Annotated in this window: 14 protein-coding genes; 11 read left to right on the forward strand and 3 right to left on the reverse strand. The window is 66.8% G+C overall.

Features of this window, described 5'->3' with window-relative positions; translation table 11 throughout:
- On the reverse strand, nucleotides 1–200 hold a 200-nt coding region (locus tag OQ02_RS46380), incomplete at its 3' end, for a hypothetical protein (RefSeq protein ID WP_231500412.1).
- An 86-nt stretch (nucleotides 201–286) separates the two neighbouring features.
- On the opposite strand from OQ02_RS46380, the gene OQ02_RS37775 reads away from it, so the two are divergent.
- Nucleotides 287–1009 (forward strand): hypothetical protein, encoded by a 723-nt coding sequence (locus OQ02_RS37775; RefSeq protein ID WP_051773349.1) that lies wholly within the window; start codon nucleotides 287–289, stop codon nucleotides 1007–1009.
- 990 nt (nucleotides 1010–1999) lie between these two features.
- Here OQ02_RS37775 and OQ02_RS43210 read toward each other — a convergent pair.
- The gene (locus OQ02_RS43210) at nucleotides 2000–2416 is read right to left on the reverse strand and encodes a DUF6228 family protein (RefSeq protein ID WP_156077560.1); all 417 of its coding nucleotides are present in this window, start codon (nucleotides 2414–2416) and stop codon (nucleotides 2000–2002) included.
- Nucleotides 2417–2755: 339 nt separating this feature from the next.
- Here OQ02_RS43210 and OQ02_RS47365 point away from each other — a divergent pair, with 339 nt between their 5' ends.
- Nucleotides 2756–3034 carry a DUF6531 domain-containing protein gene (locus OQ02_RS47365; protein ID WP_442973738.1) on the forward strand — a complete coding sequence of 93 codons (279 nt, stop codon included), beginning with the start codon at nucleotides 2756–2758 and terminating at the stop codon, nucleotides 3032–3034.
- Between the two features lie 369 nt (nucleotides 3035–3403).
- Here OQ02_RS47365 and OQ02_RS37785 read toward each other — a convergent pair whose 3' ends face one another.
- Nucleotides 3404–3817, reverse strand: coding sequence for a hypothetical protein (locus OQ02_RS37785; protein ID WP_033443498.1), 414 nt, complete (start codon nucleotides 3815–3817; stop codon nucleotides 3404–3406).
- Nucleotides 3818–3859: 42 nt separating this feature from the next.
- Between OQ02_RS37785 and OQ02_RS44450 the strand changes: the two genes are divergently transcribed.
- From OQ02_RS44450 to OQ02_RS37820, 9 genes are all read left to right on the forward strand, one after another.
- A complete protein-coding gene (locus tag OQ02_RS44450; protein WP_156077561.1) occupies nucleotides 3860–4024 on the forward strand; it encodes a hypothetical protein in 165 nt (54 codons plus the stop codon).
- 111 nt (nucleotides 4025–4135) lie between these two features.
- Nucleotides 4136–4264, forward strand: a complete 129-nt coding sequence (locus OQ02_RS46865; RefSeq protein ID WP_269321664.1) for a hypothetical protein — start codon at nucleotides 4136–4138, stop codon at nucleotides 4262–4264.
- Nucleotides 4265–4722: 458 nt separating this feature from the next.
- Nucleotides 4723–6297, forward strand: a complete 1575-nt coding sequence (locus OQ02_RS37790; RefSeq protein ID WP_081916236.1) for a nuclease-related domain-containing DEAD/DEAH box helicase — start codon at nucleotides 4723–4725, stop codon at nucleotides 6295–6297.
- Nucleotides 6294–9470, forward strand: a complete 3177-nt coding sequence (locus tag OQ02_RS37795; RefSeq protein ID WP_051773324.1) for a helicase-related protein — start codon at nucleotides 6294–6296, stop codon at nucleotides 9468–9470. The genes OQ02_RS37790 and OQ02_RS37795 overlap by 4 nt, the downstream gene beginning before the upstream one ends.
- Before the next feature lie 2 nt (nucleotides 9471–9472).
- On the forward strand, nucleotides 9473–11245 hold the full coding sequence (drmB, locus tag OQ02_RS37800) for a DUF1998 domain-containing protein (protein WP_197043679.1): 1773 nt from the start codon (nucleotides 9473–9475) through the stop codon (nucleotides 11243–11245).
- The gene (locus OQ02_RS41730) at nucleotides 11242–14397 is read left to right on the forward strand and encodes a sigma-70 family RNA polymerase sigma factor (protein ID WP_156077562.1); all 3156 of its coding nucleotides are present in this window, start codon (nucleotides 11242–11244) and stop codon (nucleotides 14395–14397) included. The genes drmB and OQ02_RS41730 overlap by 4 nt, the downstream gene beginning before the upstream one ends.
- Nucleotides 14394–16139 (forward strand): AIPR family protein, encoded by a 1746-nt coding sequence (locus tag OQ02_RS37810; protein ID WP_033443501.1) that lies wholly within the window; start codon nucleotides 14394–14396, stop codon nucleotides 16137–16139. The genes OQ02_RS41730 and OQ02_RS37810 overlap by 4 nt, the downstream gene beginning before the upstream one ends.
- Nucleotides 16061–18154, forward strand: coding sequence for a DNA cytosine methyltransferase (locus OQ02_RS37815; protein ID WP_197043680.1), 2094 nt, complete (start codon nucleotides 16061–16063; stop codon nucleotides 18152–18154). Before OQ02_RS37810 ends, OQ02_RS37815 begins: the two co-directional genes overlap by 79 nt.
- A gap of 411 nt (nucleotides 18155–18565) precedes the next feature.
- A complete protein-coding gene (locus OQ02_RS37820; protein WP_051773328.1) occupies nucleotides 18566–19069 on the forward strand; it encodes a YbaB/EbfC family nucleoid-associated protein in 504 nt (167 codons plus the stop codon).
- Nucleotides 19070–19118 lie beyond the last annotated feature (49 nt).

The raw sequence follows: 19118 nt of genomic DNA on the forward strand, positions 1-19118 counted from the left end.
AACACACTGCGACAGTGGCTCGGCACCGGCACCGGCACGTTCAGCCAATCCACCGAAATCGGCAGCGGCTGGACCGGCTTCAACCTCGCCGTGAACTGATCAAGCGGCCGGGCCGGACGCCAGTCGCGTCCGGCCCGGCCGATCGAAGAAACCACATCCGTACCCGATTCGTCCCCGCCACCAACGATCCGCGTGATCACTGACTCGGAGGCCCACCATGCGCCGACCATCAACCGCCGACACGATGCCCACCGCGGCAGGCGACCGCGGGTCCGTGAGCGCGCGGATGACGACCACACGCCGGCAACTGCTCACGGCGGGTGTCGTCGCGGTCGGCTCCACCTTCCTGACCCCGGGACAGGCGTTCGCCGACGGCTACGGCTCAGGCGCGTTAGGGCCGTGGGAGACGCTGTCCAAGGCGATCTCCACCTTGACCCAGATCAGGCCGGTTCTCGAGACCGACGGGCTGTTCATGTTCGGGGACAGCATCGCGGTCCAGGACGGCAGCGCCCTGGCCAAGCGACTGTACAGCCGGACCGGAGACGTCATCGCCGTGCACAACTGGTCCGGTCGCCCGACGGCTCCGGCCGTCGACGCACTGGCGCAATGGGCTCAAACCTACGGGCTGCCGAGCCGAATCCTGATGGCCACCGGCTCGAACGACATCTTCACCCCGCCGGTGTTCGCGGCCCAGGTTGATCGCACGATGACCATCGCAGGCCCGGGTCGAAAGGTGTACTGGGTGAACACCCAGGTTTCCCGGAGCGGCCAATCGACCGACGTCCAGTTGGCCGACCAGCGCAACAGCGCCTGGATCAACCTCCAACTGGCCGACGCCCAACGCCGACACCCGAACCTGATCGTGATCCGCTGGGCCGAGTTCCTCGCCGCGAAGCCGACTCGGCTCACGGCGTACCTCCGCGACGGCGTCCACACCACCGCACCACTGGGCCAGGACGCTCGAAACGAACTCATCGTCCAGGCCATCGAGGCGGACGGAGGGCTGTAGAACGTTCGGATCTGGTGCACTTTCGGTGGTGGTGTCACCCGAGAAGGACGCGGTGGCGCAGGAGGCCCTACCCGGCTCTTCCACCCATCTGGCGCTTGATCAGGTTCGTCTTGGTGTTCACGTCTTCAGTGCGTCCGTTGTGGTGATCGAGGGGTGATCGCGACGGTGACGGCCGACAGCGTCCACCCGGCCTCGATCAGTTCAGCCACGGCGTCGACCACAACGCTGTTCTTCCCCGAACCCACCCGCCCGCCGATGGACGACGAGCACCTGCCGCGAGTCCGCAGCCAGCCATTCCACCACGCACCCGCACCGCCGGGTGCGTCGCCATGATCCCGGTCGGTTTGCCCTGTCGCGCCAACGACGCCGCTCGACGGTCCTACCGAGTGCCTCCCCCTCGCAACAGGATCAACACCGCACCGGCTTCCCAAACAGGACGCCCTGAACGATGACATCCCGTGCCTGTAGGACATTGCCCACCACGTTGTGCACGGAATTGGAGACCACCTCGGCGGTGCCGGGAGGCAGCCGTCTGCACTTCCTGCTCGGACGGTTCCGTCTTCCTGCGGCGTCGGCGCGCTGCCACGACGTCGTACCTGCGCCGCGCTTGTGGCTCCATCTGACCCCCGACAACATCCTTACTTGTCGCCGACAGCGCGTCCTGCCGATCTCGGACGGCCGGCAGCCGTCGTTCGAATGCACGGACGCTAGTGCAGAGAAGTCTGCGTCAGGTGTCCACTGACCCGGGTTGACCCCGGCTCAGATGTCGCGGCTGGAGGAAATCCACACCGACCTAGTTGACCGCCTTGAGGAGGCGAAACAGCAGGGCCGGGCGAGGTCGCCGCGATCGAGACCACCATGGCCGCCGCCGCCCACAAACTCGAAGTCCTCCGCGCGATGCCCCCAGGATGTCGATCCATCTGGTCATGCCCGCGCCACTCTGCTCTTGGATGATCCCGCCCACGCACCTGACCGGCGCGCTGACGGTGTTCAGAGATGTGGTCCGAGGAGTGCCGTGAGGTCATGGGCGGCGGTGCTGAGTTGTTCACCTGCGTCCACCGTGAAGGCCGCTTGGACGCGCCAGCCATCGAGATCGGACGCCTGTGGGTACAGGTCGACACCTATGCGGACTCGACTCCCGAGATGTTGTCCCACAATCCGGAGATCATGCTCAACAGACTCGTAGACCTGGTCACCGTCCCACCCACGCCAGTTTTCCGCCATTCCGGCGAAGGACTCGACAAGATCGTCGAAGCCCACGGCGTAGTGGGACGCCACGGTCAACTCGGCGCGCAGTCCGGTGTGGACGACCTCGACGTCCACGGACCAGATCTCCCCTCCGCTTCCACGGACGACGTCGCGCAGGATGAGGGCGTGCCCATCTTGACCAACCACCACTTGGCTCACCGAGTCATCATCGCAAACGACCCTGACCGACGGCATCCGTTCATTCGTGCTTTGGAGCCGCGACACACCCAAAGCCTCACGTTGTCGTCAAGATTTCTGCCACGCCAAGTACGAAGACCGTCGAACGGGCGGTGATCGACGTCAAGATCATTTCGGTTCAGCCTGCGTTCGATTCCCCATGCCGGCCCGATCCCGCCCAACGCGACCTGCTCGTCGAGATCCGCGACAACCTCGTCACCCGCATCATCGAAGCCAAACGTGACGGCCGGCCCGGCGAGGTCGAAGGACTCCAGACCGGACGGCACCACGCCGGCCGTCCCCGGCGAGTCTTCCGACCCCGTGCAACCGGACAGCCCGAACCAGCCTGCGGACTCGGACGGCCGGAAGACCCCCGAGTCGGACCGGGTTTGCGAGAACGACCCGGTCGATATCGCGAGTGGCGACGTCGTGCTCGGCCAGACCGACGTCGACCTGGCGGGCGTCCTACCGCCGGTGCTGCGTCGCACGTCCCGTTCTACCGGACGGGCACGGTGTTCGGCCGGAGCTGGGCGAGCACGCTCGACCAGCGGTTGGAGGTCAACGCCTGCGGCGTGGTGTTCGTCGCCGAGGACAGGATGATTCTGGTCTACCCCCAGCCACCCGTGTCGGGTGAGGTGCCGCCCGAGGTCGGCCCGCGTTGGCCGCCCACACGCAACGGCGCCGGGTACACCGTCCGCCGTCGGGACAACGGCCGGTCCCTGCACTTCGACAGCCCGAGGCCGTGGTGCCGCTCGCCGCCGCCACCGACCGCACAGTGGCAATCGCATCGACCTGCCGCGGGAGAGCGGTCTCGATCCGCCACAGCGGCGGTTACCACGTCGATGTCGCCACCGAGGGCGGACGCGTCACCGAACTGCGGCTGCGCGACCCGCACGGGGGGCGACCCGACCACGCTGGTCCGCTACGGCTGCGACGACATCGGTGACCTGAATCGCGTGAGGCTGAGGGTCATACTGCGTCCAGTTCGGTGCCTATCGCACCGGCCGAGCAAAGCGAACGCCCGAGATCCCCTGTGAAGGTGCGAGGGTATCGCCGCCACCACCACAGGTCGGGGCCAGGAAGCCTGTGGAACTGACCGAGCACTCGGCCGTCATCGTCGATGGTCGCAGCTTTGTACCGGTCGTCCAGAGCTTTGATCTGCGGGGTCCAGAGCTGGACGATGTGTTCGTCGAGCAGGAGCCACGCCTCGTGCAGCCAGTTCCGGCAGTAGAGGTCGTTGGTGTACTCATGGATGTCGTCGCCGTAGCCGCGCTCGATGGCTCCCACCAGGGCAGTCCACGCGTTCACCCTTTCAGCGACCGTGAATGCCGTCCGCCAGCCGCGCTGGTGCAACAGCTCCCCTACCTCGGTTTCAGTAGCCACGGCGTGAGGCTCTCATGCCGAATCCGGCCAGACGACCGAGACGTGTCCGGTCACAGGCTGGCTGGACCCACGAAGCGCAACACGGTCCGCACCACGTTCGCCGAAGCCCTCGCGGCTTACAGCTCGTACATGGAGTTCCCCTACGCGATCCGGTGCCGGCGAGCCGACGCGCCGGGCGAGGAGCGGGTCCGGCTGTCCGAGGGCTGAGGAAGTCGAGGCGAACCTCGCCTACTACGTCTGGACCAGCGTCGAGTCCGAGCTGGTCGGAGCGGCGTACGCGAACCTCGTGCGCGACTGCGGCGGGTCGTGGGAGCAGCGATGCACGATGCAAGGAAGGCGCAGCCCAACGACTCGGACGAGGGTATGAGCATCCCCCTCAGCATGATCGACCTCAGCGCGCTGGGCGAACACAACACCGCCACCCCGACGCTGGGCGCGACTACCTGACGGCCTTTGCCCTTACGGCAGGCGTCTCCCGTTCCGGTGCATTGCCCCGACGCGTCTGGGCGGTCCACCACCGGCCTCCACAACACCCTGAGCGGAGCAACCACGCGTGCAGTGCACTGGGCCCGATCGTCTCACTCGGATCGCCTGAGCGGCCGTTCGCTCACAGCAGTCCACTCGCTCACGATCACCGAAATGCATAGTTCGTCAATGGATACAATAATGCAACGAACAGACCGCAAAAAGTGGGACCAAAAGCACCGCGAACGTGCTCTGATCAGCCCTGGCGCCACTAGTTGCACGTGATCGAAGCTCACATTTTTCTCGTGTAACCATGTCACTCGAACGAGCGATGGATCGTTGGCGCGTTCACCAAGCGATCAAAGAGGAGGAACTCCGCTGAGCTTCTCGAACACACTTTCGACCGCACCCCCTGATCGCAGCAAAGCAGGCTGACCACCATGCGCATGATCCCGGACTCGGTGAGTCCCGGTTCCAGCAATGCCGAGCAGGCGATCTTCTCCCAACTGGAAGCACTTGAAGTGCTCGGATGGGAGTACGCCATGCACAGCACCAACCTGCCTGAACACGATCGCAAGCGGGTGTGCGAGATCGATTTCCTCCTATTGGGTGAACGCGGTCTGCTCGTGCTCGAGGTCAAGGGCGGTGAGATCCTCCTGAAGAGGGACGTCTGGCACACGCGCGACCTCAAGGGCAAGCGGCACCGGCTCAAGGAGAGCCCGCTCAACCAGGCGAGGACGAGCATGTTCGCCTTGGAGAAGGTCCTCCGCCGCACCACGGATCCCGAGTTGGTCGAGCGCACGGTGTTCGGGTACGGCGTTGTCTTCCCGGACAGCGGGTTCGACCCGGTCAGTGCGCAGTGGGCCCCGGAGATGGTGATCAACTCGATCCGACTCGAGTCAGAGGGGTGGGTCGACTGCCTCGACCGGTTGGGGGCGTTCTGGGAGGGCAAGCCCGAACCCCGCGGACCTCTGTCGGCGGAGGACGTCGAGCGCTACCTCAACGTCCTCCGCCCCGACTTCGATCGCGTGCTGTCCCTCCGACGTCTCGACGACTTGGTCGAGAAAGAACTCGTCGCCCTGACCAAGAGCCAGTACAAGGCGCTCGACCAGCACCACAGGAACCCGCGGTTGGTGTTCGAGGGTGGTGCGGGAACGGGCAAGACCATGTTGGCGGTCGAGATGTGCCGGCGTGTCCGGGGCTCGGAGAAGCGAATCCTGTTGACGTGCCGCAGTCACGTCCTGGCTGCTTTCATCCGCTCGCAGCAGGAGCTGGACGGCATCACCGCAGTTCCGTTCGAGCAGGTGTCCGCTTTTGACGCGGATTCGTTCGACGTGGTCGTGGTGGACGAGGCGCAGGACGTCATCAACGCACGCGACCTCGACGTGTTGGACACCGTGTTGACAGGCGGGTTGGTCGACGGACGCTGGGCGTTCTTCCTCGACTCGAACAACCAGCGGGGTCTGGTCGGTCACTACGAGGACGAGGCAAAGGCCAGGTTGGACTCCCACCGCCCTACCTTCGTCGACCTGATGGACAACTGCCGCAACACGATCGAGATCGTCCGTGCCACGCAGGAGCGCACCGGAGCCGATCTGGGGGTGACCACGGCCGGTCACGGTCGCGAGGTCGTGGTGGTCGAGATGGACCGCGGGGAGGCCGTCACCGCGCTGTCGACGGCCTTGGTCGAGCTGGAGGAGCACGGCGTGCCGCTCGAGCAGGTGGTGTTGCTGTCACCGCACGAGCTGCTCACATCGATCTTCGCCGAGCTGCCGACCGACTGGCGCGATCGGATCGACGTGCTGGACCTGATGCGCATGCGCAGGCCCGGCCGTGGACGTGTCGGGTTCGCACGGGTCGCTGAGTTCAAGGGGTTGGAGAGCCGGTACGTCGTCCTGGAAGTGGACGAGACAGCGGACGAGCAGTCGGCGCGCGCTCAGCTGTACGTGGGGATGACCCGGGCAAAGGCCGCGCTGTGGGTGGTCAAGCCCTGCGGATCGGGGGTAGGAGCATGACGGAGGTGCAGACCACGGGGTTCCCGGATCGGGACCGGGTGCTCGAATACCTTCACGACCAGTTGGTCGGCCCGGCGGAGGGCGACGACGAGGTCCTGTACGAGAAGGCACCGCAGCATCGGTACCTGACCGCCGTGCTGTTCCCGATGTCGCTCACCCCGCCCGCCGACGCAAGCGGCCCGGCGGACGACGCCGAAGAGGTCGACGAGCAGGCCGGTGCGCTGCCCGAGGACGACGACGAGGACCCCATAACCCTGGCAGGGCAGAGCCGGCCGAGTTCCGCCGGATTCAGCTTCATGACCACGGGTCGCTCCGCGATCGACGTCGAGGTGCGAGCCGCGCGGTACCTGAGCGTCGCGGACGATGAGTGGCAGCGGGAACCGCTCGACCTCGTGGGGGACGAAGCGGTGCGGCTCGAGCCCTCGCCCTCCGGGACCAGCCGGGGAGAACCTCTCTGGGACGGAGCGGCCAGCATCGAGGTCACGTGGCGTCCACACGCCGACGGCGTGATCGTCACTGTCGTCCTCGTCAACCGCGCGGTGCAGGCAGAGCGCCAGCAGGTAAACCCGGAGGACTGCCTCTTCCAAGTGTCGCTGCACTGCTCGGTCGTGGAGGGTTCCATCATCCCTTATCCAGCGCAGGCACGAGCGCACAGCGACGAGGAGGCGGAGGAACTCGACCTCCAGTACCGCGACGTGCCGGTGTACGCCGTCGGCCACGGAACGGCTGCTCGCTGGGACATCACGGGTGAACAGCCGGATTGGGTCGGCACGTCCTTCCTCCCGGTGCACGTCGTGCCCGACGTCGCTTTCGACCTGCCAGACGGGGCGAACCTGCCGGACGTGGCAGATGTGCTTCGCTTGAACTTCTTGGGCGGGATCGACAAAAACCCCAAGCCCGTTTTCGATGCCTTGACCCGTTTCGTCGACCGGTACTCGGGCTGGATCGAGGCAACCTGGGACGCCGCAGCGGAAACCCTCGCCACCCGGTTGCACCCCGCCGCTAAGCGCCTGCGGGACCGCGCGGAACGAGCGCGGGACCGCATGCTCGCCGGTATCGAGTTCCTGGGCGAGGACCAGGACGCCCTCAAGGCGTTCGCACTGGCCAATCGCGTGATGCTCATGCAGATGGCGCACAGCCGCGAGGACCTTGCCGGTTCGCCACACGCCCCGTCGGAAGCACCAGACCCGAAGGTCGACTACGACTCGCTCGACCATGCGTGGCGCCCGTTCCAGCTCGGCTTCCTGCTGATGACGGTGGAGGGAGTGGTTCGCGAAGGCGACGAGCGCGACCTTGTCGACCTGATCTGGTTCCCCACCGGTGGTGGAAAAACCGAGGCGTACCTGGGGCTAGCGGCGTTCAGTATCCTGCACCGACGGCTGACCCGAGGTGACGCCGGGGCCGGCACGACGGTCATCACGAGGTACACCCTGCGCTTGCTCACCAGTCAGCAGTTCCAGCGGGCCGCCACCATGATCGCAGCCTGTGAGCTGGTGCGCCGCGGTGCTGATGGGCAGCTCGGCAGCCGTCCGGTGTCGATCGGGCTGTGGGTCGGTGGCGACAACAGCCCCAACACCTTCACCGAGGCCCGTCGACTACTCGCGCGGGCACGCGACGGCGCCGCAGGTGACCAGGGCTTCCAGATCGAGTCGTGCCCGTGGTGCGGCACGCGGATCGTGCCCAGCCGGTCCGAGGACGAGCAGCGCTGGGGAATCTCGGCGACCAACAACTCCTTCCGCGTACGCTGCGTGAACGACAAGTGCCCGTTCCGCACCGAGCTTCCCATGTCGTCCGTGGACGAGGACCTCTACCTGAACCCACCCACCATGTTGGTGGGCACGGTCGACAAGTTCGCCCGCACGGTCTGGAAAGAGGACACCGGCGCGCTCTTCGGCGCAGGGCGCGACCCAGGTCCGTCGTTGATCATCCAGGACGAGTTCCACCTGATCTCCGGACCGCTCGGAACCATCGTCGGTCTCTACGAAGCAGCCTTCGACGTGCTGCTGGAGCACCTGGGGCACAAGCCGAAGATCGTCGCGGCCACGGCCACCATCCGCCGGGCTGACGAGCAGACCAAAGGCGTCTTCGGGCGTCCTGTCGCACTGTTCCCGCCCGCCGGCGTGGACGCGTCCGACTCGTACTTCGTGCGCACCGACCGCGAACGTCCGGGACGCGCCTACGCGGGAGTCATGCCCCAGGGGCACACACCACTCACCGCACTCATCCACGTCGCCGCGGCGCAGTTGCAGGCACCGGTCGAGGTGGACCTGGCACCTGCCGCCAAGGACGCCTACTCGACGCTGGTCGTCTACCACAACAGCCTCCGCGAGCTGGGCAAGACGATCAACCTGGCCTCGGACGACATCCCGTCGCGGCTGAAGGTGATCGCACGGGCTGAAGACGACGTGCGACACCTCGACGACGACAACGTGGTCGAGCTGACCAGCAACGTGGCGTCCGCGCAGATCCCGCAGCGCTTGGACCGGCTCAAGAAGCCGCACGACGAACCGGGAGGTGTGGCTTTCCTGGCCAGCACCAACATGATCTCGGTCGGCGTCGACGTCGGCCGGCTCGGCATCATGACCGTCGTCGGCCAGCCCAAGACGACCGCCGAGTACATCCAGGCCACCAGCCGCGTCGGGCGCAGCGCGGACCGCCCGGGCCTCGTCGTGACCGTCTACTCGCCGTCCAAGCCGCGCGACCGGTCGCACTACGAGTCGTTCGCCCCCTACCACGCGACTCTCTACCGGTCGGTGGAACCGAGTTCGGTCACCCCGTTCTCGGTGCCGGCCAGGTTGCGCGCCCTCCACGCGGACCTCGTCGTACTGGTGCGGCACGCGCTCGGCCTCTCATCCGACCAGGAAGCCGCTTCGTTCGACCCCTCCGACGAGCGGTTCCTCGCGCTCGTCAAGGCGTTCCTGGCGCGTGTCGAACGCGCCGACGCCACCGAACTCGAGCGGGTCGAGGCCCACTTGAACGACCTCATCGAGACGTGGGCGAAGCGGGCGGTCGACGCGGAGTCCTTCGGTGGTCTGCGCTACAGCCAGGGAGGCCGTGAACGACCCAAACTGCTCAGGCGGTTCACCGAGCGAGGTGACGGCTGGGCGACGCTCGACTCGATGCGCAGCGTCGACGTGGAGGTCCAAGTCCAGGTGAGGGGGGCGCGGAAGTGACCGTGCGCAAGGTTCGGCGCTCGCAGATCATCAGTCCGTTCGGTCCCGGAGCGATCATCGACCTCGTCGGGGAGTCGTTCGTGGTGGAGGACGCCGGCAAGTGGCGGGGTCCTCATGTGTCCGTCGACTTCCCCCGCCTGGCGGCCTACTTGCGGGTGGATTCGCTGGCGGCGCCGTCATCCCACCGCCCGATCCCCTACTACCGGTTCCCCCAATGGCTGTTCTGCCCGTCATGCCGGCGCATGAGCCGGTGGATCACCGCCAAGGAGGTGACGAACACCGCCCCCACCTGCGGCTGCCCCGACGGCAAGCAGCTCATCCCCATGAGGTTCGTGGCGGTGTGCGCCAACGGGCACCTCTCGGACGTGGACTGGGTCCGGTGGGCGCACACCGCGGTCCGCCGCGACCGGAACCAGAACCAGTGCCAGCGGTCGGACCTGAAATTCCTGAACAAGGCCAACGTCGGTGGTGGGCTCAACTCCCTCGTCGTGCGCTGCGTGTCGTGCAAGGGGGAACGGTCCCTCGACGGCCTCACCACAAAGATCGGTCTCAGCCAGATCGGCAGCAAGTGCTCGGGCAGGCAGCCGTGGCAGGACCCGACGGACGCCGAGCACTGCTCCGAGCCTGTGGTGGCGATGCAGCGCGGCGCGTCGAGCGTGTACTTCCCGACCGTCGAGAGTGCGATCGACATCCCGCCCGAGTCCGCGTGGAGCACGATCAGCGACCCGCTGACAGCGCTGATGAAGAGCACCGAGTTCAAGTTCCTCGTCAGCAACCCGGGCTACAAGCTGGCCAGGAGCATGATCGAGGTGGCGGCCGACGAGTACGGCGTCCCGGTGGCCGAGGTCGAAGCGGCGCTGGCGCGTGAGGTGGACCACCCGGGGATGCCCGTCGAAGGTGGTCCTGAGAACATCCGCCCGGACGAGTGGGCCGCGCTGATCAACCCCCAGGACAACCACGACCACCGTGATCGCTTCATCTCACGCCGGGCCGACCGACCGCTGCGCGGCGCGCCTGGTGCCGCGAACGGCTGGAGCCGGCTGTTCCCCGATGTCGTGCTCGTCGACCGCCTCCGCGAGGTCCGAGTGCTGACGCACTTCGAGCGTCACACGATGAAGGAGAAGGTGCCGTCAAACCTGAGCGACGACGGTGACTTCCTTCCCGCCGTAGAGGTGTTCGGCGAGGGGTTCTTCCTGAAATTCGACGAAGGAGCCCTGCTCGACTGGGAGCGATCCGCCGCAGTGGTGGACCGCTGTCGGAAGCTGGTGGAGCGGCACGCGCAGAAGGGCGCGAAGTGGCTTCCCGAGCCCACGCCCCGTTACGTGCTGCTGCACACGTTCGCGCATCTTCTCCTGCGGAACACCGCCTTCGAAGCCGGTTATTCGACCTCCTCGTTGCGTGAGCGCCTCTACGTGACGAAGAAGGGAACCAGCCCTGCCATGGCCGGAGTGCTGATCTACACCGCTGCCGGCGACTCCGAGGGCACTCTGGGCGGTCTGGTGCGGATGGGCGAGTTCCCGCGGCTGGGCCGGCTCCTCGACATGTCGATCACCGCTGCCCGCTGGTGCTCGTTCGACCCGGTGTGCGCGGACCACCCCGGTCAGGGTCCGGACGGGTTGTCGCTGGCCGCGTGCCACGCGTGCTCGTTGGCGCCGGAGACGAGCTGCGAAGCGACGAACCGGCTCCTGGACCGGCGGCTGCTGGTCGACCCGGTGTTCGGTTTCTTCAAAGACCTAGCCGCCACCGTCGACGGTGTACCCGGGAGCACGGTGTGAGCGCCGCGTTACGCGCTCCGGTCCACGAGCCGCCTCGTTACGAGGTGGTGGTCGCCGGCCCCGAGGTCGATCAAGCAGTCGAGGCGGTCGCGGCGTACAAGCGACTGCGCGGGCGCGGCAAGGAGCTCCACGTCATCACGAGGTCCAGCGTGCTGAAAAGCCGCATCCGGATGCTCCTGCCGTTCGAGAGCCGCGGCGACGTGGCGATGACCTACTACCGCTACTTCTCCGACACGTGGAACGCCGCGCTGCAGACCAAGCCGCCGGAGACCGGCGACTACGACATCGACTTCTGGCAGTTCAAGCAACGCCTCCGGGATCGTTACGTCCGCCCGCTCGACCGGCGACACGTCATCGTGGTGCAAGGGCAGCAGCTACCGTCCGACTTCTACACGGTGCTGCGGCTGCTGAGCGTCGAAGCGACAGTATTCGTGGACCCCGTGCAGACGGTCGACGATTCCGGCACGACGCTCAAGGACCTCACAACGCTGCTGGGTGCCGGCCCGCCGACCACGGTGCGCGATGCGAACAGCGGCACGGCGCAGGTTCGTGCGCTGCTCCGGCATCTGGACGACAGCTCGGTCCTCGCTGAACCAGCAAGTGGTGATGATCTGCGCCCGGTGCTGATCAACCATGAGGACACCGACGAGGAGATCAGGTTCGTCGCGGAGCTGGCGGCAGCACACCGCGACAAGCGGATCGGAGTCTTCCTCCCGACGTGGGGACTGGCGCAGGTCTTCAAGGATGGAATCGGCGACCTGTTCGACGGCAGGACGCAGTGGCACCTGTCCGGAGTCAGTGTCCCCAAGCACGCCGTGGTATCCGCATCCGATCCCGGCGTCAAGGTGCTGACCTGGGCCAGCGCCATCGGCATGCGGTTCGACCACGTCGTACTGGCGGGGCTTGACCAGGTGGAGACTCGGTTCCGCTTCGAGAACACGCTGAGGGTGCTTGGCCCGACGGCTCGTTCCGGGTTGCTCCTGTCCTACTCCGGAGTGGGTCGGCCGACTGCGTTGAGCGGCCTGCCGCTCGCTCTGCTGGACGACCGCACACGCGACGCACCGGGTGACGAGTGGGTGGAGGTCGGCGCTGTCGCCGCACCGTCCGCTGCAATCCCGAACGTCTCGGAAGAACCGATCGAACCCGGCAAGTCGGCCATCGACAGCGCTCGTGCCCTTCTCGCCACTCCGCTGCGGAACAGCGCTCGCAGCAAACACCTACTCACCGCCGACCAGGAGGTCGGGTTGGCGACGTTGATGCGGTCCACCGGTGAGGACTTGCCGGAGGAGCTGCCGAAGGGCTTCCGCTCGACCCTCCGCGACGGCGATGAGCGGGCGAAGGCGTTCGACGCCATGGTGCTGCACAACACCGGTCTCGTGGGTTCCTGCATCAGCAGGTACCTCGGGGCCGGTCTCGAGTACGAGGATTTGCACCAGCACGGTGTGCTGGGCCTGATGAGGGCCATCGAGAAGTGGGACGGCTCCCGCGGGCTGAAGTTCTCCACCTACGCCGTGAACTGGATCAACCAGCACATGGGGCGTGCGATCTCCGATGAGGGCACGGCCATCCGACTGCCCGTGCACAAGCACGAGGAAGTTCGCAAGGTGCGCGCCACCTGGAACAGGCTGCGCTCCGAGAGGGACGAGGTCTCGATCGCGGAGGTCGCCGAGCGCACGGGCTTCTCCTCGGAGAAGGTGGTGGACTGCCTGCGCTTGGCCAAGGGCCTGATCAGCCTGGACGCGCCTTTGGGGGTGGACGGCGAGATCACGTTCGCCGAACTGGTTCCCATTCCTCTCGACCACGAGTCGAACCCGGATCAAGTGGTGGACCGCATGCTCGGGGCAGAACTCGTGCGGACAGCGGTCTCGATGCTCAAGGAGCGCGAGGCCGAGGTGCTGCGGTTGCGGTTCGGCTTCGACGGCGGTGACGACCGCACCCTGGACAAGATCGGCGAGCACTTCTCGTTCACCCGGGAACGGGCGCGGCAGATCGAGTCGAAGGCGAAGAGCAACCTCGTCAAGAAGCTGGCGGAGGTCGGACTCGTCGCCGGTGGCGCGGAACCAAGCCCTCGGCCCACGACGCCGCGCACCACCCGGCTGCACGTCCTGCGCACGCCTGTCCAGGAAAGGCAACCTCTCGGCACGGAGATCGCGACGGGATCGGGTCTTGCGGACCAGCTCGGCGCCACCGGCCAGGACAGCGCAGTCGGGCACCTGCTGATCGCCTTGGTCGACCGCGCGCTCCGGTTCGGTGCACGCCACGTCCGGATCAGGACTGCGGGGAGCGGTACGAGCGCCAGGCTTGCGGTCCTCCACGATGGGAGCTCGTTCGCCGGTCCGGCTCTACGCGCGGTCCTCTCTGACAGCGGGGCACCGTCGCACGAATCGGCCGCCCTCGGCGTCGCCGCCTCCCTGTACGACGAGATCATCACCTGGGACACGCACACGTCATCGGCCTGTCTCGTGCTCACCTCAGCGTCGGACACCGGCACGTGGTGGTTGAACCGCGGCTCGCGGAGGCTCCCCGCTGGACTCCTACCAGAGGCCAAGGCGGACCGGTGGTCGGTCGTGCTGCTCCGCGCACCGCGTCCTCAGGTGGCCGGCGCGCGCATCGGAACGATCCTCGACCGCTGCGTCCTCGACCTCGGTGTGGTGTTCGGCGAGTTGGTCGAGCGCACCGTCGTCATCGACGTCGACGGGCGGGCGATCACCGCGCAGGACCCGTTCCTGTGGATCAATCCGGCCGGGCAGCACCTCGGTGAGGAGCGCGTGGCCGCAGAGGGGTTCACGGTGGTCGCGAGCCCTCGCGTGCTCCCTCACCCGGACGCCTTGCGCACGACTGACGTGGCATCAGTTGGGAACCCCGCCGATTGGCGTGCGAGCCAGGGCTTCTACGTGCGGTGCGACGGTCGGTACCTCTCGCGCGGCGGATGGCTCGGGCTCGACGACCTCGACATGGCCGACGACACCGCGCTCGCCAGGGTGCTCGTCGAAGTGCCGCTCGAGCAGCGGGCGGCCTGGGGTGAGGACCACCCCGGTGCGTTGGTCACACCACCGGACCCGCTGCGACCGCGGCTCACAGCTCTCGCGCGCATAGCGCGGGGCAAATCAGAACTGGTAATCGAACAACACCGAACTGGGGGGACGACGTGACGGACGGCGAACTCGCCGCCTTCGCGGCCGAGCTGCGGCACAGGGTGGAGGACCGGGTCCAAGCCGAGCCGGAGCTGATGGTGCGGGACGCGTTCGTGACTCTGGTCGGCGAGCACCTGATCGACGACGGGGCCTTGGACGACCTGGACACCTGCTACCTGTTCGCGCCGTGGCAGAACCGCCGCGTCGAGGTGGCCGGCTACGACATCGCGGGTGACGGCACGATCCTGCACCTCGTCACGGCCGACTACGGCGTAGACGCCCAACCGTTGAAGCGCGAGCGACTCACTCAGATGGTTCGCCGGGTGGGCGCTTTCGCGGAGTTCTGCCGCAATGGCCTGCACGAGCAGCTTGAGCGATCGAGCCCGGCCTACGACATGGTGGAGCGCATCCACGGCGCGTGGCCTCAATTGCAGATGATCAAAATTTTCGTCTTCACCGACGGGAAGACCGGGCTGCGCCGCGCGGAAGAGGCCACGGTCGCCGGGCTGCCGACTCTGGTGCACGTGTGGGACGTCAACCGCCTGCACAAGCTGCTCAGCTCCGGTGCCCAGCAGGAGGACATCCTCATCGACGTCGCAGCGATGGGGTACGAGGTGCGGTGCCTGGAGTCGCCCGAACAGGCCGACGGGTACCGCTGCCTGATGGCGATGCTGCCGGGGAAGCTGCTCGCCGACCTGTACGACGAGCACCACAGCCGCCTGCTCCAGCGCAACGTGCGCGCCTACCTCCAGGCTCGGGGGAAGGTCAACAGGGGCATCGCCGACACGATCAGAGACCAGCCAGGCCGTTTCCTGGCCTACAACAACGGCGTCTCCGCCACCGCCCGGGCCGCTGACCTCGAACGGACGCCCAACGGGTTGGTGCTGCAGGGCCTGACCGAGTTGCAGATCGTCAACGGTGGGCAGACCACCGCGTCGCTGCACCACGCGGCTCGCAAGGGGATCGACCTCTCTCAAGTGACCGTGCCCGCGAAGATCACCCTGATCCCCGACGACCGGTTGGACAGCATGGTCCCGGAGATCTCCCGCTTCGCGAACTCGCAGAACGCCGTCACCCCGGCTGACTTCGAGGGCAACAGCCGCTTCCACGTGGGACTGGAGCGGTGGTCCCGCAACGTCTGGGTGACCCCGCTCGGCGTTGACGTGGTGCAGACCCGTTGGTACTACGAACGGGTCCGCGGGCAGTACGACGTGGACAAGAACAAGCGCACCACCGCTGTGGCGCGGCGCCAGTTCGACCGGGAGAACCCTGTGCGGCAGCGCTTCGCCAAGACCGACGCCGCCAAGTACGAGTACGCCTACGCGCTCCAGCCGGAGGTCGTGTGCCAGGGAGCCGAGAAGTGCTTCCGGACGTGGACTTCTGAGGGGAAGTTGGCCGAACGCGAGGCTCCTGACGACGTGTACTTCCGCCATCTGGTCGCCAAGGGGATCGTGTTCCGCGAGGTGCGGACCATCATCCAGAAGCAGAACTTCGGCGGCTATCTCGGGCAGACGGCAGCGCACACCGTGTCGCTGATCGTGCACACGCTCGGTGGACTCGACCTGGACCGGCTCTGGCGCGAGCAGACGCTGCCCGAGGCGATCGCCGCAGCGGTGCCCGAGGTCGCCAGGGCGGTCCGGAAGGTGCTCACCTCGCCTCCTGGCGGAGGCAACGTGACTGAGTGGGCGAAGAAAACCGCTTGCTGGGAGCGCGTCCGCGAAGTCGGCTGGGCGCCTCCCTCAGATGTCCTCGCCGGTTAGGCACTCCCGTCTCCCGTTTCATCATTCGCACGTCGGGGCGGTCGAGCGGACCGGTCCCGGGAAGTGGCATGGAAGAAGTTGAGCAGAACCAGAGCGTCGGTGGCGGAGGTCCCATGTGGGTCCCTGTTCGGAGGGCAGGAGGCGACATGTCGGTCTACGCGGTGAAACTCGAGCGCAGCGACCTGCTCCAACTGCCGGTGCACCCGGACGCGTGCACCGAGGACACGTTCGAGGAGTGGTGTGCTGAGCAGGTGGCGAACGGCGCCCGGCTCGCGGTCGACCTGTTCTCCGGCGGTGGCGGGTTGAGCTTGGGGTTGACCAACGCCGGGTGGACCGTGGCCGCGTCGGTCGACCACAACAAGTTCGCGCTGCAAACCCACCGCGCGAACTTCCCCGGTCTTGCCCTCGACGTCGACCTTGGAGACCTGAAGAAGCGCGCGGCGTTGATCAGGATGCTCAAGCTCGCCGACATCGACCTCATCGCCGGCGGACCACCGTGCCAGCCCTTCAGCCGGGCCGGGCGCAGCAAGATTCGCAGCCTGGTGGACGCAGGCTTGCGAGATGAGTTCGACGAGCGCAAAGAGTTGTGGCGGGCGTACGTCGACGTGGTGCTGAAGGTGAAGCCGCGTGCGGTGCTCATGGAGAACGTCCCCGACATGGCGTTGGGCGACGACTTCCACGTGGTGCGTCGGATAGTGGACATGCTGGAGCGAGCCGGGTACAGCACCAATCTTCGCTTGGTCGACGCTTGGCGGTACGGCGTCCCGCAGCACCGCAAGCGCCTGATTCTGCTGGCACGCCTGGACGGTGAGGAGTTCACCTGGCCCGAGCCGGGAGAACAGGTGAGCGTGCGGGAGGCGATTGCGGACTTACCCGAGCTCGGTCTCACCATCGGTGGCCGCGACCTGCCATACGCACCCGCTGATGAGCTGTCGGAGTTCGCCAAGACGATGAGGCGGGACACCGACGAGGACAGGGTGTGGGACCACATGACCCGGCCGGTCCGCGCCGACGACCGCGTGATCTTCGGTTTGATGACTTCCAAAACGCTTTACGCGCACATCGCCCCCGAGTTGCGCAGGTACAAGGCCGACACCTTCGACGACAAGTACAAGCGCCTGGACTGGAGCGAGCTGAGCCGTTCCATCACCGCGCACATCGCGAAGGACGGCTACTGGTACATCCACCCGTCGGAGAACCGCACCCTCACCGTCCGCGAGGCCGCGCGCATCCAGACCTTCCCGGACGACTTCCGCTTCGCGGGCACCCGCAGCCACGCGTTCCAGCAGATCGGCAACGCCGTGCCACCGATGCTCGGCAAGGCGGCTGCCACCGCGCTGCTCCCGTTACCGGACACCACCGAGCGACCTCGAAACCGGTGGCGCGACCTGGCCAAGCGCTTGGCCACTTGGGCGGAGAGGCGTCGCGCCGGCGACTACTGGTGCGTGCTACCCGGAGACCACCTGACTCCACCCGTTGCCGCAGTCGTGGCCATGCTGGACCCGTCTCCCGTTGAACTGCTCGCGTACGGCGCCGGCATCCGCGAAGTGGCGGCCAAGGGACGAGTCACCAAGCGGGCGGTAGACCTCATCGAGCAGGCGGCCGTCACACGAGCGGCTGCCGCGGTGGTCGCACGCCTGCGGGAGTTGCAGGACGACCGGACGCTCTGGCTGCACCCGCAGGACATGCCGGAGGTGTTGAACCTCCCTCCTGGGAAGACCGCGCTCCTGAAGCTCTTAGCCGGTGATGACGTGCTGTTGACCGGCCAACCGGTCATCCGCGTGTCTTCGCGAGTGCTCGGCACAGCGTCGGAACGGGCGAACAGCCTCACCGACGGCAGGGTCGACCTCTCACGTCTGGTGGGCGGTGACAGCAAAGCCCCGTTGCGCATGGCGGCGCTGCGACTGGTCAGCCAACTCCACTGCTACAAGCAAGCACCGATGTGCGAGGGATGCCCCTTGGCTCGCGAATGCGTTACCGCACGCGATAGCGACGTCACAGACAGGCTCTTCTGATTCGACATGCAGGTCGTTTGCGATCCGGTTGGCGGACATCCACTGACCGAATCGCTCGGGAAGAGCGAGTTGCCCATCGCTAGGTGACCGAATACAGGACTATCATTCGCGAGTGGCAGGTAGCTGAGTGACGGCGGCTACTCGACGGCGTCGAGGGCCAGGTGCCACGGGTAGTGAGGCATGACTTTGCCTCCGGTCCTTGGAGGGTGTGGTTGGAAACCTCCTTCGCCGAACAGCACCTTCACGCCGGATGACCGCAGACGTCGATGCTGGGCTCGGCACCGGCCGCGATCGGGATGGGCAACGGAGCGCTCGGGGACGCCGAGGGCGTTTCTCGCGTTCGCGTCTTGTGGCCGGCGTGCATGTGGAATCCTCTGAGCCGGATGGTCAAATGACGGTGTTGGAGACACGGTGAAGACGCCCGACGAGTGGATGCGGGACTTCGAGACGAAGATCGCCGACGCGCAGGCGAAGGCGGCCGCTGTCCAGGAGGGTCTCGCGGGCGCGGGCGGGTCGGCCTCGTCCAACGACGGTTTCGTCACGGTCACGGTCGCGCCCAACGGGGCGTTGACCGACGTGCGGTTGACCGACGGCGCGATGCGCAAGTCCGCCGCGCAGCTCTCGGCCGAGATCGTCGAGGTGGCGCGCAAGGCGCAACGGGGTGCGGCGGTGAAGGTGGCGGAGACGTTCTCGGCCGTCAACGGGACCGACTCCGAAACCTACCGGGTGATCACCGAGTACTTGCCGCCCGCCGAGGACGAGCAGGACCAGGACGAGCAGCGGCCCCGGTACACCTTCAACGAGGAGTACGAGGCCACTGCTCCGCCGCCGCCTCCGCCACTGGTGCGTCGTCCGGCGCCTCGTGACGACGGGGACGACGACTTCAGCGACAACTCGATCTTCAAGAACCGCTAGACCAGGCCGGGGGGACTGTGTCCGAGGAGAACAGCACCACCTGGTCGGC

Source organism: Saccharothrix sp. NRRL B-16314 (assembly GCF_000716595.1).
Lineage (GTDB): Bacteria > Actinomycetota > Actinomycetes > Mycobacteriales > Pseudonocardiaceae > Actinosynnema.